The organism is Moorena sp. SIO3I8, from assembly GCF_010692325.1.
Lineage (GTDB): Bacteria > Cyanobacteriota > Cyanobacteriia > Cyanobacteriales > Coleofasciculaceae > Moorena.
This window is the reverse complement of sequence record NZ_JAAHHW010000002.1, coordinates 224,962-247,816: the sequence shown is the minus strand read 5'-3', so window position 1 is coordinate 247,816 and position 22,855 is coordinate 224,962. Positions and strand designations below refer to the sequence as shown.

The 22,855-nt window shown below is 42.8% G+C and carries 14 protein-coding genes and 1 other annotated feature; of the genes, 5 read left to right on the top strand and 9 right to left on the bottom strand.

The features are described from left to right. Positions 1-158 precede the first annotated feature (158 nt). The 3 genes from F6K51_RS01750 to F6K51_RS01740 all read left to right on the top strand — a co-directional run bounded on the left by F6K51_RS01750 (position 159) and on the right by F6K51_RS01740 (position 4,092). The gene (locus F6K51_RS01750) at positions 159-971 is read left to right on the top strand and encodes a hypothetical protein (protein ID WP_293017566.1); all 813 of its coding nucleotides are present in this window, start codon (positions 159-161) and stop codon (positions 969-971) included. Positions 972-1,292: 321 nt separating this feature from the next. Next, positions 1,293-2,051 carry a hypothetical protein gene (locus F6K51_RS01745; protein WP_293017565.1) on the top strand — a complete coding sequence of 253 codons (759 nt, stop codon included), beginning with the start codon at positions 1,293-1,295 and terminating at the stop codon, positions 2,049-2,051. Positions 2,052-2,532: 481 nt separating this feature from the next. After that, the gene (locus F6K51_RS01740) at positions 2,533-4,092 is read left to right on the top strand and encodes a B12-binding domain-containing radical SAM protein (protein ID WP_293017564.1); all 1,560 of its coding nucleotides are present in this window, start codon (positions 2,533-2,535) and stop codon (positions 4,090-4,092) included. A 204-nt stretch (positions 4,093-4,296) separates the two neighbouring features. Here the strand turns inward: F6K51_RS01740 and F6K51_RS01735 are convergent, their stop codons facing one another. From F6K51_RS01735 to F6K51_RS01720, 4 genes are all read right to left on the bottom strand, one after another. Continuing rightward, entirely contained in the window at positions 4,297-4,941 is a 645-nt protein-coding gene (locus F6K51_RS01735; protein WP_293017563.1) for a ThiF family adenylyltransferase, read from the bottom strand. Positions 4,942-4,945: 4 nt separating this feature from the next. After that, complete coding sequence (locus tag F6K51_RS01730; RefSeq protein ID WP_293017562.1) at positions 4,946-5,794, bottom strand: hypothetical protein; 849 nt, start codon at positions 5,792-5,794, stop codon at positions 4,946-4,948. Between the two features lie 61 nt (positions 5,795-5,855). After that, positions 5,856-5,938, bottom strand: a sequence feature (23S ribosomal RNA rRNA prediction is too short). Between the two features lie 113 nt (positions 5,939-6,051). Next, positions 6,052-7,485, bottom strand: a complete 1,434-nt coding sequence (locus tag F6K51_RS01725; protein WP_293017561.1) for a vWA domain-containing protein — start codon at positions 7,483-7,485, stop codon at positions 6,052-6,054. A gap of 1,101 nt (positions 7,486-8,586) precedes the next feature. Further along, positions 8,587-8,787, bottom strand: coding sequence for a hypothetical protein (locus F6K51_RS01720; RefSeq protein ID WP_070393156.1), 201 nt, complete (start codon positions 8,785-8,787; stop codon positions 8,587-8,589). 331 nt (positions 8,788-9,118) lie between these two features. Between F6K51_RS01720 and F6K51_RS01715 the strand changes: the two genes are divergently transcribed. Beyond that, the gene (locus F6K51_RS01715) at positions 9,119-9,631 is read left to right on the top strand and encodes an SDR family NAD(P)-dependent oxidoreductase (RefSeq protein WP_293017560.1); all 513 of its coding nucleotides are present in this window, start codon (positions 9,119-9,121) and stop codon (positions 9,629-9,631) included. Here the strand turns inward: F6K51_RS01715 and F6K51_RS01710 are convergent. Then, positions 9,575-10,768: a transposase gene (locus F6K51_RS01710; RefSeq protein WP_293017559.1), complete on the bottom strand. Its 1,194-nt coding sequence runs from the start codon at positions 10,766-10,768 to the stop codon at positions 9,575-9,577. The genes F6K51_RS01715 and F6K51_RS01710 overlap by 57 nt on opposite strands. Positions 10,769-10,879: 111 nt before the next feature. Here F6K51_RS01710 and F6K51_RS01705 point away from each other — a divergent pair, with 111 nt between their 5' ends. Continuing rightward, positions 10,880-11,284: an SDR family NAD(P)-dependent oxidoreductase gene (locus tag F6K51_RS01705; protein WP_293017558.1), complete on the top strand. Its 405-nt coding sequence runs from the start codon at positions 10,880-10,882 to the stop codon at positions 11,282-11,284. Positions 11,285-11,465: 181 nt separating this feature from the next. Here the strand turns inward: F6K51_RS01705 and F6K51_RS01700 are convergent, their stop codons facing one another. From F6K51_RS01700 to F6K51_RS01685, 4 genes are all read right to left on the bottom strand, one after another. After that, positions 11,466-12,188: a metallophosphoesterase family protein gene (locus F6K51_RS01700; RefSeq protein ID WP_293017556.1), complete on the bottom strand. Its 723-nt coding sequence runs from the start codon at positions 12,186-12,188 to the stop codon at positions 11,466-11,468. A 33-nt stretch (positions 12,189-12,221) separates the two neighbouring features. Beyond that, a complete protein-coding gene (locus tag F6K51_RS01695; RefSeq protein ID WP_293017554.1) occupies positions 12,222-13,037 on the bottom strand; it encodes a metallophosphoesterase family protein in 816 nt (271 codons plus the stop codon). Then, a complete protein-coding gene (locus F6K51_RS01690; RefSeq protein ID WP_293017553.1) occupies positions 13,034-13,786 on the bottom strand; it encodes a GTP-binding protein in 753 nt (250 codons plus the stop codon). The genes F6K51_RS01695 and F6K51_RS01690 overlap by 4 nt, the downstream gene beginning before the upstream one ends. 373 nt (positions 13,787-14,159) lie before the next feature. Next, on the bottom strand, positions 14,160-20,636 hold the full coding sequence (locus F6K51_RS01685) for a type I polyketide synthase (protein WP_293017551.1): 6,477 nt from the start codon (positions 20,634-20,636) through the stop codon (positions 14,160-14,162). Positions 20,637-22,855: the final 2,219 nt, after the last annotated feature.

Genomic DNA, 22,855 nt, shown 5'->3' with positions numbered 1-22,855 from the left:
TTATGACAGCTCCATGCTTACCTTGGCATCGCGATCAAGATTATTTCGCCGCTGAAACTTTTGATATCATATAACGTCTGTAGTAGTCAGCCAGAAGCTAGGCCATTTGATCATCCTAGCTGTTCAGACTATTGATGTGTTGAGGAAGATTGATCTCCATGAAATATCCGATGCGAGTGTTATTATCACTCTTAACCCTATGTACTATTGGCTTAGGAACCGATAACGTATCTGCTCAATCGAATCAATGTATGAAGATTCGTGCTGTGCGTCGCTTGGCGATTAGCGAAAATTTAGATAGCGATAATCTTGCTACCCTAGAATATAAGTACTGTGGACAGAGTAACCGACGTTCATCAAGTATTCAGTCACCACGAAATTCTTCTCAAGATTGCTTCGACCTGACTGTCATGGCAAAACTAGCGAGCATGACAGAAGAGGGAACAAGCTTTTTGGGTACGATTGAAAGTTTACAGCAAGTTATCTGCAATGGTCCTAGCCAAGGTCAGAGGTCTTCGTTAGAGTGGCCAAATGGGGAAACTGCCAAATCAGGGTCAAAATGGAAGTATCCCAACGGAACGACTGCCAAATTCGGGTCAAAATGGAAGTATACTAACGGAACGACTGCTAAAGTCGGGTCACAATGGAAGTATCCCAACGGAAAGACTGCCAAATTCGGGTCATCAGGTTCGTGGAAGTATCCTAACGGTCAGACTGCCCAATTGGGGTCACGTTGGTATACCCCTAAGGGTAGGACTACTTCAGTGGATAGTTTACTGAGCCAGGGTTGTAGTATAGTTGGCACCACAGAATGCGATCGCATCCTCACACACATCAACCGCTCTGACCGGAACAGCTATAGCCTGAACCGCTATGACCCGAACCGCTATGAAACCGAGAGCAGAGACAATTTCTTGCGGGATTTGTCAATCATGCAAATTCTTGACAGGCTGACTAGAGTAGCAGATTAAGCCTCAAGGAGTAACAAGCAGCCTTTTAAGCTCCTAAGGGTGTCGGTCCCTAGCTTAGCACTGGGTGTAGGGTTTAGTGAATAATTGGAGCCCTAATTAAAACCCTATACTAAATTTATTGAGAACTGCTATAAGTCCCTAAACATAACTTTTGATAGCTAATAACTGACAGCTCAATCCTTAAAATTGAATCGCGACCAAGATTATTTCAATGGTGAAACTTTTGATATCATCCAACGTCTGTAGTAGTCAGTGAGAAGTCAGGGTCTTTGAGAATCCTGGCTGTTCAGATTATTGATATCTTGAGGAAGATTCATCTCCATGAAATATCCGATTCGAGTGTTATTATCACTGTTAACCCTATGTACTATTGGCTTAGGAACTAATAACGTATCTGCTGAATCTAATCAATGTAGGGAGATTCGTGCTGTCCGTCGCTTGGCGATTCGCGAAAACTTAGATAGGGATAATCTAGCTACCCTAGAAGATAAATACTGTGGAAATAATAACTTACCTTCATCAAGTATTGAGTCACCACTAAATTCTTCTGAAGATTGCTTCGACCTGACCGCCATGGCAAAACTAGCCAGCATGACAGAAGACGCAAAAAGCTTTGTGGGTATGATTGAAGGTTTAAAACAGGTTACCTGCAAACGTCCTAGGCAAGGTCAGAGGTCTACCTTATACTGGCAAAATGGAAAAACAGCCAAATGGGCTTCAAATTGGTATTATCCCAACGGTCAGAGAGTAAAAGGGTGGTCAGGTTGGTATTATCCCAACGGTGAAACGGCCACATCGGGGTCAGATTGGAATTATCCCAACGGTAACAGGGCCACATTGTTCTCACAGTGGTATACTCCTGAGGGTAGAGGTACTTCAGTGGATAGTTTACTGACCCAGGGTTGTAGTATAGTTAGCACCAGAGAATGCGATCGCATTCTCGCAGCAATCAACCGCTCTGACACGGACCGCTCTGAGGATAAAAACTCTGACCGGAAACGCAGGAACAATTTATGGCGGAATCTGGCAATCGTAAAACTGTCTTGGCAGACTTACCAGCAGACTAACCAGAGTAAGTAATTAAACCTCAGGGGGTAACAAGCAGCCTTTTAAGCTCCTAAGGGTAGTGAATAATTGCAGCCGTCATTCAAACCCTAGACTAGATTTATTAACTTGAACTTAGCCTAGGCATTCGTTTATTATTACCTGTCATCATTTACTGATAATTTTTTAGCCAAGTTGGGAGCTCAATAGAACTGGACACCCCTTCAGCCAGTAAGCATTCAGTGGTCAGTGGTCAGCGGTCAGCAGTCAGTGGTCAGCTATCATGGTCATTTTATTCAAAAACACCGATCTAGTAGCGTGGCACAGGCTAGAAGCCTGTGACCTAACCCATAAGCTGATAGCTGATAGCTTATGACTGATAGCTTATAACTGATAGCTGATGACTGATAGCTGATAGCTAATGACTGATAGCTGATGGCTGATAGCTGATAGCTTACTTAATTAAGATGTAAGATCGCTATAGGCTCTATGGCCATGTGTGTGAGGATTTCTCTAAATGCGAGTTTTATTACTGTATCCCTTATTTCCCAAAACGTTTTGGTCTTATGACAAAATCCTTGAATTAGTTAATCGCAAAGTTTTATTGCCACCCTTAGGTCTAATTACTGTTGCTGCATTATTACCTCAAGACTGGGAATTTAAACTTGTTGACCGCAATATCCGAGACGTAACCGAAGCAGAATTTGAATGGGCAGAGCTGGTGATAATCTCAGCGATGATTGTCCAAAAAACGGATGCCCTAAACCAAATTAAAGAAGCCAAACGACGTGGTAAATTAGTAGCATTTGGGGGACCTTATCCTACGTCTTTACCAGAAGAAGGAAAGAAGGCAGGGGTGGATTTTCTCATCCTAGATGAAGGAGAAATCACCCTACCGATGTTTGTAGAGGCTTTAAAGCGGGGAGAAACTAGTGGAACCTTTCGCACTACAGAAAAACCCGATGTCACTCAAACCCCGATTCCCCGCTATGATTTGTTAGAGCTTGATGCCTATGATTCAATGTCAGTCCAGTTTTCGCGGGGATGTCCTTTTCAGTGCGAATTTTGTGACATTATTATTCTCTATGGCCGCAAACCGAGAACAAAGGAACCAGCCCAGCTTCTCAAGGAATTGGATTATCTCTATGAATTAGGCTGGCGGCGTGGTATCTTTATGGTGGATGACAACTTTATTGGGAATAAGCGTAATGTTAAGCTACTTCTGAAAGAGCTAAAAGTATGGCAAAAAGACCATCACTATCCCTTCCGATTTAATACGGAAGCATCGGTAGACCTAGCTGCGGATTCAGAATTGATGGACTTGATGGTGGAGTCTAACTTTGATGCTGTCTTTTTAGGGATTGAAACACCAGACGAAGAAAGCCTTAAACTAACCAAAAAATACCAAAACACTCGCAGCTCTCTAACGGATGATGTAGATAAAATAATCCGTGCGGGATTACGACCAATGGCAGGGTTTATTATTGGTTTTGATGGAGAGAAACAAGGAGCAGGTTCCCGTATTATTAGTTTTGTTGAACAGGCTGCTATCCCTACAGCCATGTTTGGCATGTTACAGGCGTTACCTAATACTGCTCTGTGGAATCGCTTAGAAAAAGAAGGGCGTTTGCGAGATAACACTAAAAAAGATATCAATCAAACCACCCTAATGAACTTTGTTCCTACTCGTCCCATTGAGGAGATTGCTCAAGAATACATCGAAGCATTCTGGACGCTATACGAACCTGAGCGCTATATAGACCGTGCCTATCAATGTTTTTTAAAGCTTGGCCCCCCTAAATGCAAAGCCCCATTCAAAATGCCGGATTTGGTAGATTTGAAAGCTCTGGCGACTGTAGTTTGGCGGCAAGGGTTTAAGCGCAGTACTCGCTGGAAATTCTGGCATCATTTATTTGGTATTTTCAGGCATAATCCAGGTGTGTGGGAACATTACCTTACTCTATGCGCTCACAACGAACACTTTCTTGAATATCGTCAAATTGTCCGGGATGAAATTGAAAGACAGTTAGTTGATACTAATCCTAAATTGATGGATAAAGAATTAATAGAGATATAGCAATTCTCAGCAACATTTTATGGATATTACTTATCCTTTTAAGGCAAGAGGCAAGAGGCAAAAGGCAAGAGGCAAGAGGCAATAGGCAATAGCAAAGAGGGTTTTAAGCGATGCAGTGCTAAAACCCTCTCCCTCTACTCCCTCTACTCCCTCTACTCCCTACTCCCTACTCCCTACTCCCTAGAATGAAAGTCCATCACCCAATTAAGAACTGCGATCTATGGCCTTGATAGTTAAATCTCTCAAGGTGAAGGTGAAATCTAGTTTTTTGGTTGTGCTAATAAATTCAATGATGACTTCAGTAGCAACTGCTGTAGTCATCAGCACTAAATTCCGAGCTAATGGATAATCACAAACATCATCATTAACTGGGGAAGGAACTCGATAATTTTCATTCCAAATTATCTCACTGTAGTCTTCTGCTAACCCAACATGAAGACAAGGGATTTGGGAATTATCACAGTAATCTTTTACGGCTTGACGAGCGACACTGTTATCAAAGGTGTCAATGACTAAAGTAGAATTATTCAGTAATTGTTTGGTATTAGCTGTAGTTAATTCCTTAACCTTAGCCTCCAATTTTACCCCAACCGCTTGGTAGAGGGAATGGGCCAGGATTTTGGCTTTATGGGCACCAATATCAGAGCGGTAGTAGGGTTGGGTAGAAAGATTGCGTTCTTCAATGCGATCGCAATCAATCACCTTAAGCTTTCCAAACCCTGAACGAGCTAAATTTTCGGTAATATTTGCTCCAAGTGCTCCCGCACCACACACGGTTACGGGGTAGTCACGTAACTGAGCCATGACTTGGGAGGTACGGTAGAGTTGTTCGTGGAAAAAAATTGACATAATCCTAATCCCGATTATCTCGTGCCTCAATCACGCCAACCAAGGACTGTAAATCAAAATCGCGATCGCGTCCACTCAGACAAATCCCAGAACTGATTACAGTCAGATCCTGTTTAGATATCGCTGATATGTGGTGTTTACCGTCAGCAGTGCTCCAGCGCACTTGCCAGAATTCTCCCCGGTCATGGAACTGTTGCAGTGCTCCCCCACCCATTTCCAAAGCTTGCTCCAGCCTTCTGTGATCCCGTTGATGCTGGCTTTTATCTTTAAAGTCTACAATCTGTTGTGTTACCAAGTCATAAACTATTCTGATTTCCGGTGTCAGCCCCTTTAAATCCAGTTCTTCAGGTGATATTACTTGCTTTAACTGTTCTCTAAGTTGTTCTGCTAGTAAAGGATCTCCCTTACGGTCAAGCTGCTGAAACCACCAAGCCTTACCATCCCCACGAGCTACCACTTGTTCAAAGGCTACCCCGCCCTCTACCAGATGGATAGGAATAGGTTTAACCGTGCCAAAGCGCTGACGAGCATCGGATTCATTCACCGGATATCCTAGCCAGGTCTTTCCCGACAATTGATAAGCTAGTCGTAAACGCAACGGTTGGAGCAGTTGCCAATACTCATCAAGTTGAAACACATCTGGCTCTTCCACCACAGTTGCCACTTTCTCGTTGACTGGCTGAAAAATACCCCATCCTTCAAAGTTACGAGGCTTAGGGGAAAATGTATAAATCATTCCAGCAACACGAGTTCTTACCCGTCCCCCACGTACACAGGGAGCGAGGAATTGATTGTCACTCAGTTGCGCTTCCTTTGCAGCAATTTGATTGATGAGGTCGAGGATATTTGCCATGATCCTGCTCGATTGTATTAATTAATGTGCAAGTCGCCAGAGCCAAAGCGTTCGTCACTTAAAAGGAACTCCGCCGGTGAGTTACTACACACTCTTTAAATGATGGCTACTTCTAAGCCCACATTCCGGGTTCTTTGCGCCTTCCTCGCTTCACGCCCGCTACGTTAGAGTAACGGTACTATTCCTCTCGTACTAATGTATGTAAGCTCTGGCTGTTAGGGCACACAAGTTCTTAAAATTTATTCAAATGATCGCGACTATTTATCATCTCGCACCGGTAGCGGTGTCTCCAGAATCTCCATCAGTAACTCTAGCCGTGACGGACGAGTCATCAGTGGAACCAGGTTTGGTAGAGAATAGTAATCTCCAGCAAAGGTAAAGGTTTCTACTGGCACCTCTTGCTGCTTCAGTGTAGTTTCCACCCAGTCGTAGGAGTAACCAACTCGGACAATAATCACATTGGGCATCAATCCCAATTCACGAGAGTAGGTCTTGTAAACTTTACCAAAGTAAGGTGCTGTGTTTTCACCTTCATCGGTAACCAAGATAATCTGGTCAACCACCTGCTTCCGAGAGCGCATTACTTCTAAAGCACAACCAATGCTAGTTCCACCCCCTGCTTTGATGTGCCTGAAGGCACGTTCCCAGTCACTCAACTCTTTTCCTTGAGCCTTAACTGGGTAAGGCATATTATCGAAGGCATAGACAAACAGCTCAGCTTCAGTAATACCAGAGATTAGGGCTGCCAGCCGCTTACCAACTTCAATGGCTTTGTCCATTGAACCGGACTTGTCCACTAGTAGAGCAGTGGGCTTGGTAATGGTACCCTTGCGCTTTACTTGCTGATTGGTAACTTGTTCTAACTTAGCAAGAGTTTGAGTATCTAACTGAGCAGCTTCAGCAGCAACTTGTGCCTTGAACGCAGAAACGCGATCGCTTGTCTGTGCCTGTTCTAGCTTTGCCTCAATCAACTCCTTGACCTGTGGGTGTTCCATCGCACCCCGCCCTTGGAGGGATTTGAGATTATTAATTACCTCTTGGGGTGTCATAGAATTGATTAGTGCTACCAACACCGTAGGAGTGACAGAGCGCACAGCACCAATGGCGATGGTGTAGGGAATCTTATGTTCAACAATCAATTGCGCCTGTTCAGCAGCAGTTTCCGTTTTCGCTAACTGCTTGAGTATCCAAGCTAAGGAACCTTCTGGAGGATGATCCTTAAATAAGACTGCATCTGCTCTAGGGCTAGGCTTAATATGTAAACTAGCATAGAGATGCTTCATCGCCTTTCGACCCCGCAATGCTGCTCGGTCAAACAAGGCTGGAGTCTTTTCCCGTGTTTTAAGGTAGCGCCGCACTGCTGTCCGAGCCGAACGAGGCACCTTATTGCGCTGCTGCTTCATAAAATCCACTACTCGTGCCACCTGGTAGGGTGGGAATTTTTGCAGCATCACAAAGCCAGCATCTCGGTGTTCAGTCAAATTGCTAGTCAACAAATGACCTAAAAACACTTCTTTGTGGTCACGGACATCCCCGTGATTTTCGTACCAAACGGCTAAGTGACCATAAAAAATTGGGTCAATTTCTACCATCAGTTGGTGCAATTCTGTTACTTGCTCCAGCTTACGATGGGGTGTAGTCAATAAACTGTTTAGTAATTCTAAACGCAGGTCACGCTCTTCAGTTTTCATAGGATTCACCTCCTATGGTCCTATGTAATTTCTGGATAAATCTATAATTTACTTGGTTGTTTGGTTGTTTGGTTTAAGGTTGAAGGTTGTTTGGTTTAAGGTTGAAGGTTGTTTGGTTTAAGGTTGAAGGTTGTTTGGTTTAAGGTTGAAGGTTGTTTGGTTTAAGGTTGAAGGTTTACTAAAAATCAACCTTAAATATTGTAAATATTATCCACTAGTTTAGTAGCCTTGTTTCGGCTTCTCAAATTCAAATACTCGATAAAGATAAATTATTAACAGACATAGTTACATCCAGTCAAGAATAAATAAGGCCAATAATAATTATAACAATGGTAGCTAATACTAGCTTCTTTAACTCATTAATCGGGGATATTAAGCTAATAAAAAACAAGAATTAATAACTAATTAGATGTGTCATGATTTAGTAATTTAGGAATCCTAAATGAATGAATTGTGATAATTTTGTTTCCTAATCCGTACTCCCTACTTCCTACTCCCTACTCCCTACTCCCTGTTCCCTATTCCCTGTTCCCTTTGCTATAAAAGATTGAATCAATTCGCGCAAGTTCAGAAAGCTGTTGTATCACACACGGGATTTGAACCCGTATATTCTCGATTTAGAGTCAAGTGCCTTTCCATTTGGCGAGTATGAAAGCTTTCCGGGTCAGGGCGCGAAGGTGAATCGGTTAATTTTAAAGTTGTTTAGTTATGGCAGCTGATTTCCACTAGAATTAGGGTCCCCGCGCAAGTCAGTAAAGCTTTTAATAAAATGATGCTCTATCCATTTGAGCTACAGCGGCAAATAGCGCCGCTGATAGGATTCGAACCTATAACCTTCCGATTCGTATTCGGTAGTATGTAAGCTTCAGCGGTTAGGGCGCGGGGGGAAATTTGGAACAATTGCTCCTGTGCAAGTTATAGCAGAAGTCAGAAGTCAGAAGTCAGAAGTCAGAAGTCAAACTCTTGCGCTTACTTAGGTTTGAGACTTTTGTCATGTCCGCGCCTGCCCTGGCGACTGCTATAACAAAAGCTTTGTAGGCTTCTTGAGATCAGGGCACAGGACAAAAGGTTTAACCTTTTAACACCTTTTAACCATAAACCTTAACCATAAACCGCTTCAGGTCTGATAATCAGATTGCGGTTGGTACTGCGGTCAATGACATAAGAGGTAAAGCGCTCTGGGGCTACATCAAAGTACTTCGCAAGTTGCTGTTTAACAGCAATATCGTTCATACTTTTGGCTATACCCAGCTGACCTTCAGCAATGTCGTAGGAACGACCTTCAAACCGAACATGAATCATTGGGCATCCCTCCTTGTAGCGCGATGTTTTATCTTTGACCTTACTTTTATACTACATACATATTACAAATGTGTCAAGTCCTTGGCACAAAATTTTTTAGGACTTAGGGATAAATGGTATATTTAACTTATTTAACCCTTAAAAGCAGGGAAATTCATTAGACCTTATACTAGGGACGGTAACTTGGGGCTGATATCGTTAGATTGTTCGCGACCCGATTGAAGCTCAACTAGGCGAGTGTTTATCTTAGGATTTAAAATTATACAGTAAAATTTTATTATTTAATACAATCCAGCTCAAAATATTGAAATTAACTTTCAGCAAGCAATAGATGAGCAACTTTAAGGATCAAGTGGCACTAATCACAGGAGCTTCCTCTGGCATTGGAGCAGCTCTTGCTCATGAATTAGCCCGTGAAGGAGCCAATGTGGTACTCCTAGCTCGGCGAGCAGAACGATTAGAAACCATAGCTTCACAAATTGATCCTAATGGTCAACGTGTACTTGCTATCCCCTGTGATGTGACGAAGGATGGTGAGCTTGATCAAGCGGCAACCTTTGCCCGTAGTAAGTTCGGCAAAATTGATATCGTTGTTGCTAATGCTGGCTGGTCTTTGAAGGGTAATGTGGAAAACCTCAGGGTGAATGACTATCGACGTCTGTGGGAAACCAATGTTTTTGGGGTACTGAGTACCATCTACGCGACCTTAGATGACCTCAAGAAAACTCAAGGAAGACTGGTCATTATTAGTAGCTTGACACTCCCCGTCCTAGAAGAACGGGGATTCTTACTTCAGCGAGCCAACTTGCTCAACCAAACCGGAGTCAGGAAGAGTAGGGGTTGATTCTCCATAAGCGTTCGGATCTACGATCCAAGTTCCGGTGTGCCCCACCGTACTCAAGGCTCTTTTTAGTATATTGATCGCGGCGTTGTGGTCTCTGTCCAATTCACATCCACACTTGCAGACGTGAGTTCTAGTAGATAGTGACTTCTTCACTACTTCGCCGCATTCTGAGCAGATCTGGCTTGTATAGGCAGGATTTACCGCAACGGTGACCCTACCAAACTTTTCCCCAAAATGCTCCAACCATTTTCTAAATTGATACCAACCTGCATCGTTAATAGATTTGGCCAAACAGTGGTTTTTGACCAGGTTCTTTACTCTTAAATCTTCGTAGGCGACCAGGTCGTTAGACCGGACTACGCAACCTGCCAGTCTCTTGGCATGTTCTTCACGTTGCCTACTTATTTTAAGGTGTTGTCTGCCTAATCTATTGACAGCTTTCTTTCGATTGGATGAGCCTTTCTTTTTCCGGGAAACCCGGCGTTGATAAAACTTGATAGCCTTTTCTCCCGTTCTATAAAATCGGGGATTGGGTTCAGAGTTTCCATCAGAATCAGTATAGAAGTCTTTTAGCCCAACATCTAATCCGATAGTTGTTCTGGATGGTTCCAATTCTTCATTTACATCAACAGAGATGCAGAACTGAACATAATACCCATCAGCCCTTTTGACAATGCGAAGTCGTTTGATTTGCTTCTTGTCGAAGCGCCACAAGTCCCAGGTACCTTTGAGTTTTAGTTTTCCGATCCCTTTCTTGTCGCTGAAGGTGATCGATTTCTTATCAGGGGATAACTTCCATCCTGACTGCTTATATTCGACTGACCTACAACGCTTCTGGAATTTAGGAAAGCCTTTTTTACCAGGTATTTTCTTTTTGCAGTTGTCAAAGAAGCGAGAGATTGATGACCACGCCCTTTCAGCGGCAGCTTGCCGGGCGGTAGAGTTCAATTCATTAGCAAAAGGGAATTCCTTGGCAAGAATTTTGCAGTACTTGCTAAGATCGTATTTCCCCGTACCTTTGTTATCCATCCATAAACGGATGCAGCTATTACGGATAAATTTAACCGTCCGAATTGCTTCGTCTATGGCTTGATATTGAAGGGATTTTCCGTAGGCTTTGAACTCTATTATGATCATCAGAACTCGACCTAAACTGATATAATATTACGCTAACATACCTGGCGAAAACTGTCAAGTTTAATTCAAAGAAAAGCCGTCCTAGAAGGACGGGGCTTTAAACCCAAATTTTTGGTAAAAAGTTACGTTGCCTTGAGTGGCGATTCTCCCTATACTATGAGTAAATTTGCTATCCGGGCTTTGTGTGAGTCGTTGTCTCAGGAGTTGGCTCCCCATGGCGTGTCGGTCACACACATTTGTCCAGGATACGTTGCCACTGAAATTCGTCAGCTAGACAATCAGGGAATTTGGCATTCAGACTGGCAGGATCCTATTTCCCCCAGGCTTCTGATTTCTGCTGATCAAACTGCCAAACAAATTGTTAAAGCTATTTCCCGACGACAACGGGAACAGGTAATCACAAACTATGGCAAGCTGATTGTCCTGATCAAACGTCACATGCCTTGGTTGCTCTCATGGCTGATTTCAAAATTCCAAATCAAGGTAGCTGCTAAGCCGTCACCAATTAAGCACTAATATTTTTTACTATAGCAATTATCAGCGACGTTTGGGCGTTGCTGAATTAAGGAATGAATGCGCGATTATCTGATTTTATTACAGCCCCCTAAATCAGCAACGCCATGAGATGACCCATTTACCATAAAGTTGTCTCCGACTACCTGTTTTTGCACTTAACAATACCTTTAGCAACCTTAAACTAATTACCATATCCCTTTTTCTTACCATAAAAAACTGTTTTAAACTCTAGAAAATCGGTATTTGGACTATAAAGCGTATAAGTAGCCTTTCCTGGTTCTTTGCCTACATTTCCTACACCAACAACTCTTCTTTTGGGTGCAGTAATAGTTTGCACGGGTTGCTGGCGATCTAAAGTCATCACCGAACTATTTACCGAACCTCCTTGTAGTTGATATTCAAATACTTGACCCGAACGACCACAAAAGAGATAATTTGCCTGGACTCTTTGCAAGCGGTCTAGCATTTTCCAGGGTGCGGTTTCGGGGGTTAACTCATCGCTGACGCTAACAGTGCTACCGTGAATTAACAAACAATCTAATTCAAAGAAGCCAAAATGACAGTTGCGTAACCACTGTACGGTTTCGCGAGATACCGAATCCCAAAGAAGTTTAGCAGTTTCTTTACCAAAGCGCTCGATTAATTCTGTCGGTTCTGGTGTCGAACCCAAACCGTGTAAAGTAAAGCATTGTTCTTCCCACCAGCCGACGCATACTTGGGGTTCTAATTCTCCAGGTAAAGGATTCTGAATTCGTTTAATTACTTGTTCGCTATCTTGGTTAGCTGCTACGATATCGCCCAGAACATACAATACTTCCACCTTAAAGCGCTGGCGTTTGATATCTGCCAACACTGCTTCGTAAGCTGCGATATTTCCTTCAATTCCGCTTAAAATTGCCCACATTGATTTTCAATTTAAATATTTAAGTAATTTAATTTACCTCTCACACACATGAGTCGGATCGTCGGCTTTTTCGGCAAATTCCAAACCTCTAGCCAAACGCCAAGCGAAAATCGGTGGTAAACCAGCATCTAAGATGGCAGCGCAGGTGGTTTTATAGTCATACTCCACTTCCCGCAAGTTTACTGCTTGTGTTTCCGTATCATAGATAACATAGGTAGCATTGGGACGACCATGACGGGGTTCGCCTACCGAACCGACATTGATAATTCGCTTCAGGGGACTATTAAAACTTATGGTTGGTTGTTCGTTTCTACTGGGTTGACGAACTTTAACCTGTAATTGTCCAGAATCTAGGGTGCGGACATAGGGAAAGTGGGTATGTCCGCAAAATAATATATCTGCATCGCTGGAGAGAACTCTTTCTAAAGCAGTGAAAGCATCCATTTCGGGTAACAAATATTCGTGGTTGCTATTAGGACTACCATGTACGAAACAGAGATTATCTTCTTTGTAGGTATGGGGTAGTTGGGCTAAATATTCCCTAACTTCGGGATTGACGTGCTTATTTGTCCATTCGTGGGCGATTTTACCTCTTTTTTCCGCCAACAGGGAAGGATAACTACATTCACAAGCATTTAGTCCTTCTACAATATCTTCATCCCAACAACCCTGTACAGTGGGAATATCTAAAGAACGAATTTGTTCCACCACTGCATTAGGATAGGGACCATAACCCACTAAATCCCCCAGACAATAAATCTTTTCTGCTTTTTGTTCGTCAATATCCAGTAAAACTGCATCTAAAGCTGCATAATTACCATGGATACAAGATATCACTGCTATTTTCATACCACTTCTACCTCTACTTCACTTTCTAAAGACTCTTTTACTTGTTGTTGGTAATAATCAATTGCCGATTCGGGAAGACAGCAATCTTGGACAGTTTGAACAATTTCAGCTTTATCTAAATTACTACCTACTATTTCAAAACCACTAAAACGATCTGGTTTACCATTTAACCAACGGGGTAATTTTAAAGGTGTAAATGCTAATTCGGATTCCCCTAGTATGAAGTCACCATAATAAATTTGTCCATCCATTAGGTCGAAAAGTCCTTTTACCCGAGCTACCTCACCGTAAGCACCTTGAGTAAGTTCCAGCCAAAAAGTAGCTAAACTATCAAAATCTAAAATTTCCCCCGTCAAAACCCCCCGATGAATCTGCAAAGCTGTGGTTGGCTTAGTGATGTTATTTCCTGGAATAACTTCATCCGCCCAAGTATTTAACTCTGTACTATCTGTATCGCCGGGGATTATGGCTACTCGATGGGGGTTAAAAGTTTGCAGTAAAGGTTCAATTCCGGCTAAATCCAAATACCAGGGAATCTCTAGATAAGTAATGGTTTTGTGTAATTCCGCTTCTTCCCCTGTCTGATAAAGTTTTAGTTGAGGGTATTCACTTTGGAGATATATTGCATCAATGGGTACGGAATCGGTTTTAGGACTGAAATAACCTACAGGTTTATTGGTTTGGGCTATTTGTTGACGAATCCAGTGGGTTTTACCGCCACCGGTCGGACTGGCGACAGCAATAATCATAAGCAGTTTTTTTTTATGACGATAATCATTGTATCAAAAAAAGAGATGAGCTTTATACCCATCTCTCACGCTGACACGCGAATCAATTAATGCATTGCAGGGTTGTGTCTACAGAACTCGATGTAGCAAGGCGATTTAAGATTTCCGTCCCTTCCTCGACAGGAAGTAGCTTTCTGTTTAGGGTGTCTCCTGGGGAAATTTGCGACATTGTTAACATATTAAATGTTTTGCTTGATTGTTCCAGTTTGTTAAGGTAGACCCTAATTTTTGCTACTAGTTACACTCAGCACTAAGCACTCATTACTCAAGCACTATATAGTAAACTGCACCCTGATTTTTGCCACTAGTTACACTCAGCACTCAAGCACTATATTTAGATGGATGGCTCAGTGCTGAGGGTTACTCGTCCGAGTGAACTATATCCAACTTCAGTAATATAATGGTTAGGATCGTGAAGTTCAGCCATGATGTACTGAGCCGAGCCCTCAGCATTCAGATCAGGACTCAGATCAATGCCCCGACAAAATCCCGATTTCCATTCAAGGTTTAGGGTTTTAGTCAATCCAAATAGACCCGCACCAATTGCACCAAAGTTCACGTTTTGTGCTAATCCAAACGCTCCATCAAGACGAGTAACAGTCATGAAACAACTGCGTCCTTGACGCGCTGCTTGATTCAGGGATGGTTTGAGATGTTTTGCAATCAAAAAGACCTGCTTAACAAGAGCTTTTTCTAGGTCAAGAAAGCGAATCCCATGATTGGGACCGGTCTCAATGGCAGGATTGAGATGAATGAATGCAGCAACCGAACCATAGTTAGCAGTAATTGCTGCCAATTGTTGTTTCAAATGCTCCTCACTCAAATCGTTCAACACAATACGACTAACTCCTTTCGGTAAAGGTAGTTGTTCTGCAATCAGGGATTGGGGAAAACTTAAAACCACCACTTTCCAGTCACGGTCTGTTAGGGATTGAGCCAGTTTGGATGTAGTTAGTGAACCATCATCGGTTAACAAAACAATATGCTTGTCAGGTAACGCGAAATCCAAACTATCTGGCTCAGGTAAAGTTTTAAGTTTTACCAAACAGCGTGGAATATTATGATCTAGGTCAAGTTGCTCACTAGAAGGCTGCTGCTGGAACTTTTTTTTTTCAGTCGTCGCTGTCTGCTGTTGAAGATACTCAACAATTTGACCAAGAGTGCGAAGTTCTCCGAGTTGCTCTGGATTGGCTTGAGGCATATTAGGATACATTTCCTGTAGAGCGCTTAGGATTTCCACCCGTTTGATCGAGTCAATCCCTAAATCCGCTTCCATGTCCATATCCAGCTCTAACATTTCCGCTGGATAGCCGGTTTTTTCGCTAACCACATCGAGCAGAGTTTGACCGATGGCCTTAACATCTATAGCTGGTAGTGGTGTTGGAGTTTCTAGGTCTAGATTTTCACCAACTGATTTAACCTCATTGCTTTCCACTGGCTCAGATTGGATTGTTTCCATCTCAGCTGAGCTATTGGTTGTTGCTTCAGGTTGGACAGGGAGAACCTTGGAACCATTAGACTGTAAGTACTCCACGATTTGACCGAGGGTACGCAGTTCTCCAAGTTCCTCTGGATTGGCTTGAGGCAAATCAGGATACATCTCCTGCAAAGCGCTTAGGATTTCTACCCGTTTGATGGAGTCAATCCCTAAATCCGCTTCCATGTCCATATCCAGCTCTAACATTTCCGCTGGATAGCCCGTTTTCTCGCTCACCACATCGAGCAGAGTTTGACCGATGGCCTTAACATCTATAGCTGGTAGTGGTGTTGGATTTGCTAGCGCTATATTTTCACCAACTGGTTTAACCTCATGGCTTTCCACTGGCTCAGATTCGATTGTTTGCATCTGAGCTAAGTCAGTACCAGTTGTTGCTTCAGGTTGGACAGGGAGAACCTTGGAACCATTAGACTGTAAGTACTCCACGATTTGACCGAGGGTACGCAGTTCTCCAAGTTCCTCTGGATTGGCTTGAGGCAAATCAGGATACATCTCTTGCAAAGCGCTTAGGATTTCCACCCGTTTGATGGAGTCAATCCCTAAATCTGCTTCTATATCCATATCCAGCTCTAACATTTCTGCTGGATAGCCCGTTTTCTCGCTAACCACATCGAGCAGAGTTTGACGAATGGCATTAATATCCGTGGCTGCTGATGGTGAAGATGGTACTTTTGCTGTTGGCTCAACCTTGACTTCAGCTACTGGACTTTCCTGAACGGGTTTTGGGACATTGCTTAAAGCTGGCTGTGGCTCCGGCTCCTTGACCAAAGTAGCAGCAGGATTGGTTATAAATGCACTCGATCTACTCGAGCTATCAGCGAGATTCGGTTTAACTGTTTCCTCTTGGTTGACAACTTCGCTATTCTCAGAAGTTTGGCTATCCTGCTGGTCTACTAACTTATTTTTTGGTTTGGTCGCTGTAGTGAGTTTGGTAGTGCCTGGCCAATTATTGAGACTATCCTGAGCGCTAGTAACCGATGTTGTCACCGTTGTAGGAGTAGGTTGTTTGGTTAACTCCTGATTCCCCACCAATTGATTCCCTACACCAGCTTCTAGCACTGGTTGATCAACAACCTCACCTGTGAGAACCTGTTGATACTGCTGTTTTACCAGTTGGAAAAAGTTTTTAGTATAGTCTACCTGATGGTTTAAATATTGTTCATGGACGTTGAGAGTCTGAGCTTGGTGCTGGTGAAACTGCATCATACTGCGCTCTAAGCTCTGTAGGACAACTTGCTTGGTTTGCGCTTGTTGATCAGTTCCGTTGCTGTTTCCAAACAAGGAATGTTGCTGCTGCATCAGTTGGAAAAAGGTTTTGGCATATTCCAGCTGATTGTTCAGATATTGTCCGTGAACCTGTAACGTTTCACCTTGATGCTGACTAAACAACTTCAAGCTGTACTCTAAGCTCTCTAAAAGACGTTGAGAATTTACAGATAGGGTTGGTGTTGAGGGCATGTTCGATTCAAGAGCAGGTTGAGTAAGAGCTAGTGCTGGTTTGGCATCAGACCTGTCATTGGTGCTACTCCCAGAGGAGGTCACAAGATGCCCATTTGGCTGTTGAGTAGGTTGAGTGGGAATTGATGTGGGTTTGGTCTGAGAAGTCTCCATGGGACGTAACCGAGATGTGGGCTGGATGAATGGCGAGAGTGCAATCCTGTGTCTTGGGTTCTGGGCCATAGCCCCGTTGCCATTGCTCTGGCTAGACCGATGTCCATTACTCAGGGATGGTGTCGATGGAGTAACAACCTTAGTTGAAGAACTCTGCTGATGATTGGCCTTAGCTGTGTGACCATTGCTCTGGCTAGAGCGATGTCCATTACTCAGGGATGGTACCGATGGCGTGACAACCTTAGTTGAAGAACTCTGCTGATGATTGGCCTTAGCTGTGTAACTATTGCTCTGGCTAGACCGATGTCCATTACTCAGGGATGGTGTCGATGGCGTGACAACCTTAGTTGAAGAACTCTGCTGATGATTGGCCTTAGCTGTGTGACTATTGCTCTGGCTCGACCGATGCCCATTACTCAGGGATGGTGTCGATGGCGTGACAACCTTAGTTGAAGAACTCTGCTGATGATTGGCCTTAGCTGTGTGACTATTGCTCTGGCTCGACCGATGTCTATTACTCAGGGATGGTGTCGATGGCGTGACAACCTTAGTTGAAGAACTCTGCTGATGATTGGCCTTTGCTGTGTAACTATTGCTCTGGCTCGACCGATTTCCATTGGTGAGCATTTGTGTCAGTGGAGTTTCCACTGTGCTCACATGACTTACCCCATTATCCTGAGCAAGAGATGTCACTTGATGTCCATCCTGCAAAGCATTTTCAAAAGCCTTTTTCGTCTTTTCTGACACATAATTAGCGCAATTTAAGCGGAAATTCAGGGGTTTTTTATTGTCAGTCTTGGGTGCTGGAGGCTCAATTTGGTAGGGGTCGAGGTTTTTCAAGGGCAAACCAGCGACGCGCAACTGGATAACCGCTTGACGCAATTGGCGATCGCTATCCTGTTGACGACTAGCATTTAAGGCTACGGCGACATGGGGTTTATCACCAAGAATATCCTTTACTAAGTGGGTCAGGATGCTCCGAGGTCCAAACTCAACAAAGCAATACCCCCCTGCATTGTAGATAGTTTCGATTTCCTGCTTGAACAGTACTGACTTGCTTGAATGTACTCCCAAAATGTTTTTAATGTCTTGGGGTTCAGTGGGATAACGCTCCCCAGTCACATTGGTATAAACAGGAATTTTTGCTTTTTTGAACGTAACTGCTTCACTCGCTTGAGCAAAAGCTTTTTGGGCATGTCCAATCAGAGGAGTATGGAAGGCAGCGGAAACTGGCAGCAAAGTAGCAGAATACCCTTTTTCAGTCAACACTTCCTTTACCTTCGGAATTTCTGCTGTTGAACCGGCTAAGACCACTTGGCGATTGGAATTGAAATTGGCAATGGTAACTTGAGGAAAACTATCAATAACCGCTTTGACTCGATTAACTTCTCCGTTCACCGCCAGCATTGCTCCCGGATCAAAATTTGGATCATCTGGGGTTGCCATTGCCTGGCCTCTAGCTTTAACTAGGAAAAAGTAATCCTCATCACTCAAAACTTCAGCAGCCCAGAGAGCAGTGAGTTCTCCAAAGCTGTGTCCAGCAATAAAATCAGGCTTAAATCCTGCCTGTTGTAGAATCTTATAAAGACCAACACTGAAGGCTCCAATGGCTGGCTGAGCATAATCTGTACCTTGCAGTGCTTCAGCCTGGATATGCCGTTGAGCTGTATCAAACACAGGCGCAGGAAAAACCTTTTCTGAAACGGGCTTCAAACTATCCTTGAGGAACAGACTATCCATATAACCATAGGTCTGGCGCAAACAAGGGAAATTCATCACCAGTTCCCGCCCCATTTCTAGATACTGGGAACCTTGACCTGAAAACAGGGCAACGACTTTTCCTTCCAGCTTGATGCCACTGTCACGATAGTAGATCCCTTGGGGATGATTCCACGACGGTGCTTGTGGTCTCTTTTTCAGGTAGTTAATAGTGGTTTGTAAGCATCTGCAAGCTTGTATTAGAGAATCCGCCACAAACCCCACTCTGGCTTCAGTGACCGGAATTTCTTCAGCTTTACAGCTATCAATTAGTTCCTGGTAGTGCTCCTCTCCAGTCTTAAATTGCAATTTTTGTAAGGTATCTTCACAACGAGCTAACAATTGCTCTGGTGTTGGCGCAGACAGGAGAATGGACTCGGAAGTGTGGTGTAAACGATAGGCATGATTGTTTTCCTGTTCATATTCTTCGAGAACAACATGATAATTCGTGCCACCAAAGCCAAAAGAACTCACACCAGCACGCCTTGGCCCATCTCCTTCAGCCCGAATCCAGGGTCGGGTTTCACTATTCAAATAAAATGGAGAATTATCAAGATCCAGTGATGGGTTGGGGTTGGTGATGTTGATAGTAGGTGGCAAGATTTTGTGGTGTAGAGCCAAAGCAGTTTTGATTAGACTGGCGGCACCAGCCGCAGCTTTGGTATGCCCAATCTGAGATTTAACACTACCGAGAGCAACATACTGCTTTTTGGGGTTGTTTTGACTAAAAACGTCCTTTAGAGCCTTGAATTCACTAGGATCCCCAGCCCTAGTCCCCGTACCATGTGCTTCAATCAAGCTGACACTACTAGAAGAAAAACCTGCATCTTCGTAAGCCCGCTTCAATGCTTTCGCTTGTCCTTCTGGGCGAGGAGCGTAAATGCTTTTATATCGACCATCACTGGAGGTACCAATGCCTTTGATCACAGCATAAATTCTGTCATTATCTCGCTTAGCGTCCTCCAGACGTTTAAGTACCAGCATTCCGATGCCTTCACCCAGCATCATCCCATCCGACTCAGCATCGAAAGGCTTAATAGTCTGGCTTGGGGAGATGGCAGGTGTTTTGCTAAAACACATATAGGCCATGAGGGAGTTATCAGTGTCAACTCCTCCAGTGAGCATCATGTCAGCACGATGCTCACTCAGCTCACTAATTGCCATTTTTAAAGCACCTAATGAGCTGGCACAGGCGGCATCCACTACACAGTTTGTTCCCCCCAAATCTAGACGGTTGGCGATTCGTCCAGCAATTACATTAGCTAGCATCCCGGGAAAAGCATTTTCGTTCCACTGCACATAGGCTAGCTTTATCTTTTCTACAATTTTTTTAGTATCGTGATCCGATAACCCACTACTTTTTAGGACTTTCTCCCAAATCGGATACTGCAATCTAACTGAAAGTGGTGTACATAGTTGTTTTGCCAGTGCCGAGCCTAGGATAACCCCAGTACGCTCTCGATTAAACTCCCGGGATTTGCCATAGCCCGCATCTTCGATCGCATCCTTTGCCACTACTAGACTTAACAACTGGGAAACATCTGTTACTTCCAGGATGTTCGGAGGGAGCCCAAACTCCATGGGATTAAAATCAATATGTGGGATAAATCCACCTCTTTTGCAGTAGGTTTTGTCCGGTGCCTTCGGGTCTGGATCGTAGTAGTCCTCTACATTCCAGTGGGAGGCAGGAATATCAGTAATGCAGTCGATTTTTTGAATAATATTCCGCCAGTATTCCTGCAAATTTCTGGCTTTCGGTAAAAGCGATGCCATACCAATAATGGCGATAGGAGTTTGTGGGAGTTTTTGGTTGATATTGCTTGATTGTGTTAATTTATCCGACATCGTGTCTTTCCCTTGGATACGTTGGATCAGATTCTTTTCAAAGCTATCCACGTCGTCTTGGAGCTGGGCCAATGCCATGTCAAGTTTAGAATTAGACATAGACTGAGTCTTAAGCACGGTAAACTAGTTAACTTAATTAAAATTTAATTTTTTTTGGTGATTATAAAACTAGTTTTATAAACTAAATTGCTTAGTTTATTAATTTATTATCAAGCTTTTAATTTTAAATTAATTTTTCGTTAATAACAAATGAAAAATTAAAAATTTAGCAATTTTATGCCAAAAATAAAGGGAGATTTATTTTTTTTTTTTTTGTTATAATTAAAGTACCTTATTATGAAATGCAATAATAGATTGCAACCTAATTATTGCCTCCATTTTAGCTATTGTAAATAGGATCGATTGCCCTAAGGGATAAGTTGGATGATCTTTTCAAAAATTTCATATCCTGAATGGTTATTGTTGACTGTTTGTAAAGGGACATAAAAAACTACCAATAGAGAGACTTGTGGGAAGAGAGGAAAGTAGGGGAGGAGCAGGGAGAAAGTCCTATATATGAAGGCAACTTGGTATCACTTATTTCTGCGATGTTGCACGCTTACTGCCGTAACTCTACATACCATAGCTTCAGGTGAGAGCAGGCTTGATTGCGTTTTAACTCTCACCACTCTTGGCGCTTATTGACAGGTTTATTGACCAGAAATTAGCGCCTGAATTTCCAGGAAACTACTCTATCTGGTTCAGTGATGATTAACAGGTTTTAGTTACGGCTTAATTTCACCCTACACCTCACACCCTACATCCAACACCAAGTCCAGCTTTCAAGCTGCTTGTCATCCCCTGAGGTATTCAGGCATCAGCTAACGAGCTACGTGCTTACTTTACTTGCCAGCTATCAGCTATTCATGATTCCTGCAACAGAACCGAGTCAGGAGTAGCCGATCACGAAGCGCGTCGCTCACGAAAACAAGCTTATGGGGGAACTCTCTTTATTGATCAGAGGTTGAATTAGATTAGCTGTGTGTACAGCATACCCGTAGCGCCTTAGCTCAGGAGTTGATAGGTAAACGCTCACCCTAAAATAGCAAACTTTTTTCTCCAGTTCAAGTCTATCTATCTAGATCGAGAATAGCAATATAGTTGGTGTCAATGACAATATTGACCAAATTGATATTAGAAAAAATATCTGAATTTAACCTAGCCAATTTTTACGGATTTACACATTGAGCCATATAAATATTCAATACAAAAAAATAATTTATCCTCAATTACTACGACAGGGATTTCGCCTGTAACCGTTTTTTCTGTTGATCTAAACTAGACTTAGCCTCTTAAACTTAGTTTTAAGGAGCCATGTAGCTTGACAAAGCAATCCCGAATTACAGGTTAAATGTTAACTTAAATACAATAATCATACAATTTTATAAATATCAGAAAGATATTTGATAAATTTTGTATAAATTCTTGATTAAGTGGCGATTATAGCCTTAGGTAGGGCTTTAAGCCGTCAACCACTAGGACTCTGCCAATTTAGTTTTGAGGGTTAGAGCAAGATTTTAGGTGTTAAGTGTTAGGCTTTTACATCCCTAAGGGGAAGGAAAGTTAGCTCCTAGGCGTGGTATCACATCCCCTGTTGCAACTTCACGTCAAATCACTTCAGCCTGTTTACGGACAATGATTTCTTCGAGATCAGATAGAATTAATAGACTGCCAGCCCTTAATAACTGTCGGGTTAACTCCTGTCCAAAACCACCAACTGCACCGGTAGTGAGTACAACTACCTCTCGTTAATAAGCCATATTCTTGAACCATAATTGATTTATACAGAACTTCTATTCAATCATTCAAAAACTGTGAATGAAAGTCCGATAAAGAAAGCTCAAGTAATGGTAAAAAAATGGTGAATATATATGTTTTTTATGGACATATAAGCTGCTAGCGTGCCTAAAACGCTAAAAACTCACTCAAAAATAGAAAGTATTTTGTAATCATGGTATTTTATAAATATATCCTCTGCTTTACTAGCAGAATAATACCTCTTTTATACAATAAAATTTTCTTCAAAGGCAATTTTTTTTTTCATTTGTCTAGAGTTAATCCCATAGCCAATCCATTGACAGTTTTAGAGAAGCATTATATCATTGAGCAATCACTATGTTGTTTCAATAAAGATATCCAAAATCTGTGGTTGCATATGCTTGGGGTATGCAACAATTAGTTTAGAAGCTAGCGGCTGATGAGGTGACTTGAGTTAATGACTTGAGTTAATTATCTCAGGAGATATATTTGTCTTGGTTGTAACTAATGCCTTGACCACT

Coding starts and splice junctions, on each gene's coding strand:
- F6K51_RS01715 (WP_293017560.1), top strand. CDS start 9,119: ATGAGCAACTTTAAGGATCAAGTGGCACTAATCACAGGAGCTTCCTCT.
- F6K51_RS01730 (WP_293017562.1), bottom strand. CDS start 5,794: ATGGCAAATATCCTCGACCTCATCAATCAAATTGCTGCAAAGGAAGCG.
- F6K51_RS01710 (WP_293017559.1), bottom strand. CDS start 10,768: ATGATCATAATAGAGTTCAAAGCCTACGGAAAATCCCTTCAATATCAA.
- F6K51_RS01720 (WP_070393156.1), bottom strand. CDS start 8,787: ATGATTCATGTTCGGTTTGAAGGTCGTTCCTACGACATTGCTGAAGGT.
- F6K51_RS01690 (WP_293017553.1), bottom strand. CDS start 13,786: ATGATTATTGCTGTCGCCAGTCCGACCGGTGGCGGTAAAACCCACTGG.
- F6K51_RS01735 (WP_293017563.1), bottom strand. CDS start 4,941: ATGTCAATTTTTTTCCACGAACAACTCTACCGTACCTCCCAAGTCATG.
- F6K51_RS01750 (WP_293017566.1), top strand. CDS start 159: ATGAAATATCCGATGCGAGTGTTATTATCACTCTTAACCCTATGTACT.
- F6K51_RS01740 (WP_293017564.1), top strand. CDS start 2,533: ATGCGAGTTTTATTACTGTATCCCTTATTTCCCAAAACGTTTTGGTCT.
- F6K51_RS01695 (WP_293017554.1), bottom strand. CDS start 13,037: ATGAAAATAGCAGTGATATCTTGTATCCATGGTAATTATGCAGCTTTA.
- F6K51_RS01725 (WP_293017561.1), bottom strand. CDS start 7,485: ATGAAAACTGAAGAGCGTGACCTGCGTTTAGAATTACTAAACAGTTTA.
- F6K51_RS01745 (WP_293017565.1), top strand. CDS start 1,293: ATGAAATATCCGATTCGAGTGTTATTATCACTGTTAACCCTATGTACT.
- F6K51_RS01700 (WP_293017556.1), bottom strand. CDS start 12,188: ATGTGGGCAATTTTAAGCGGAATTGAAGGAAATATCGCAGCTTACGAA.
- F6K51_RS01685 (WP_293017551.1), bottom strand. CDS start 20,636: ATGTCTAATTCTAAACTTGACATGGCATTGGCCCAGCTCCAAGACGAC.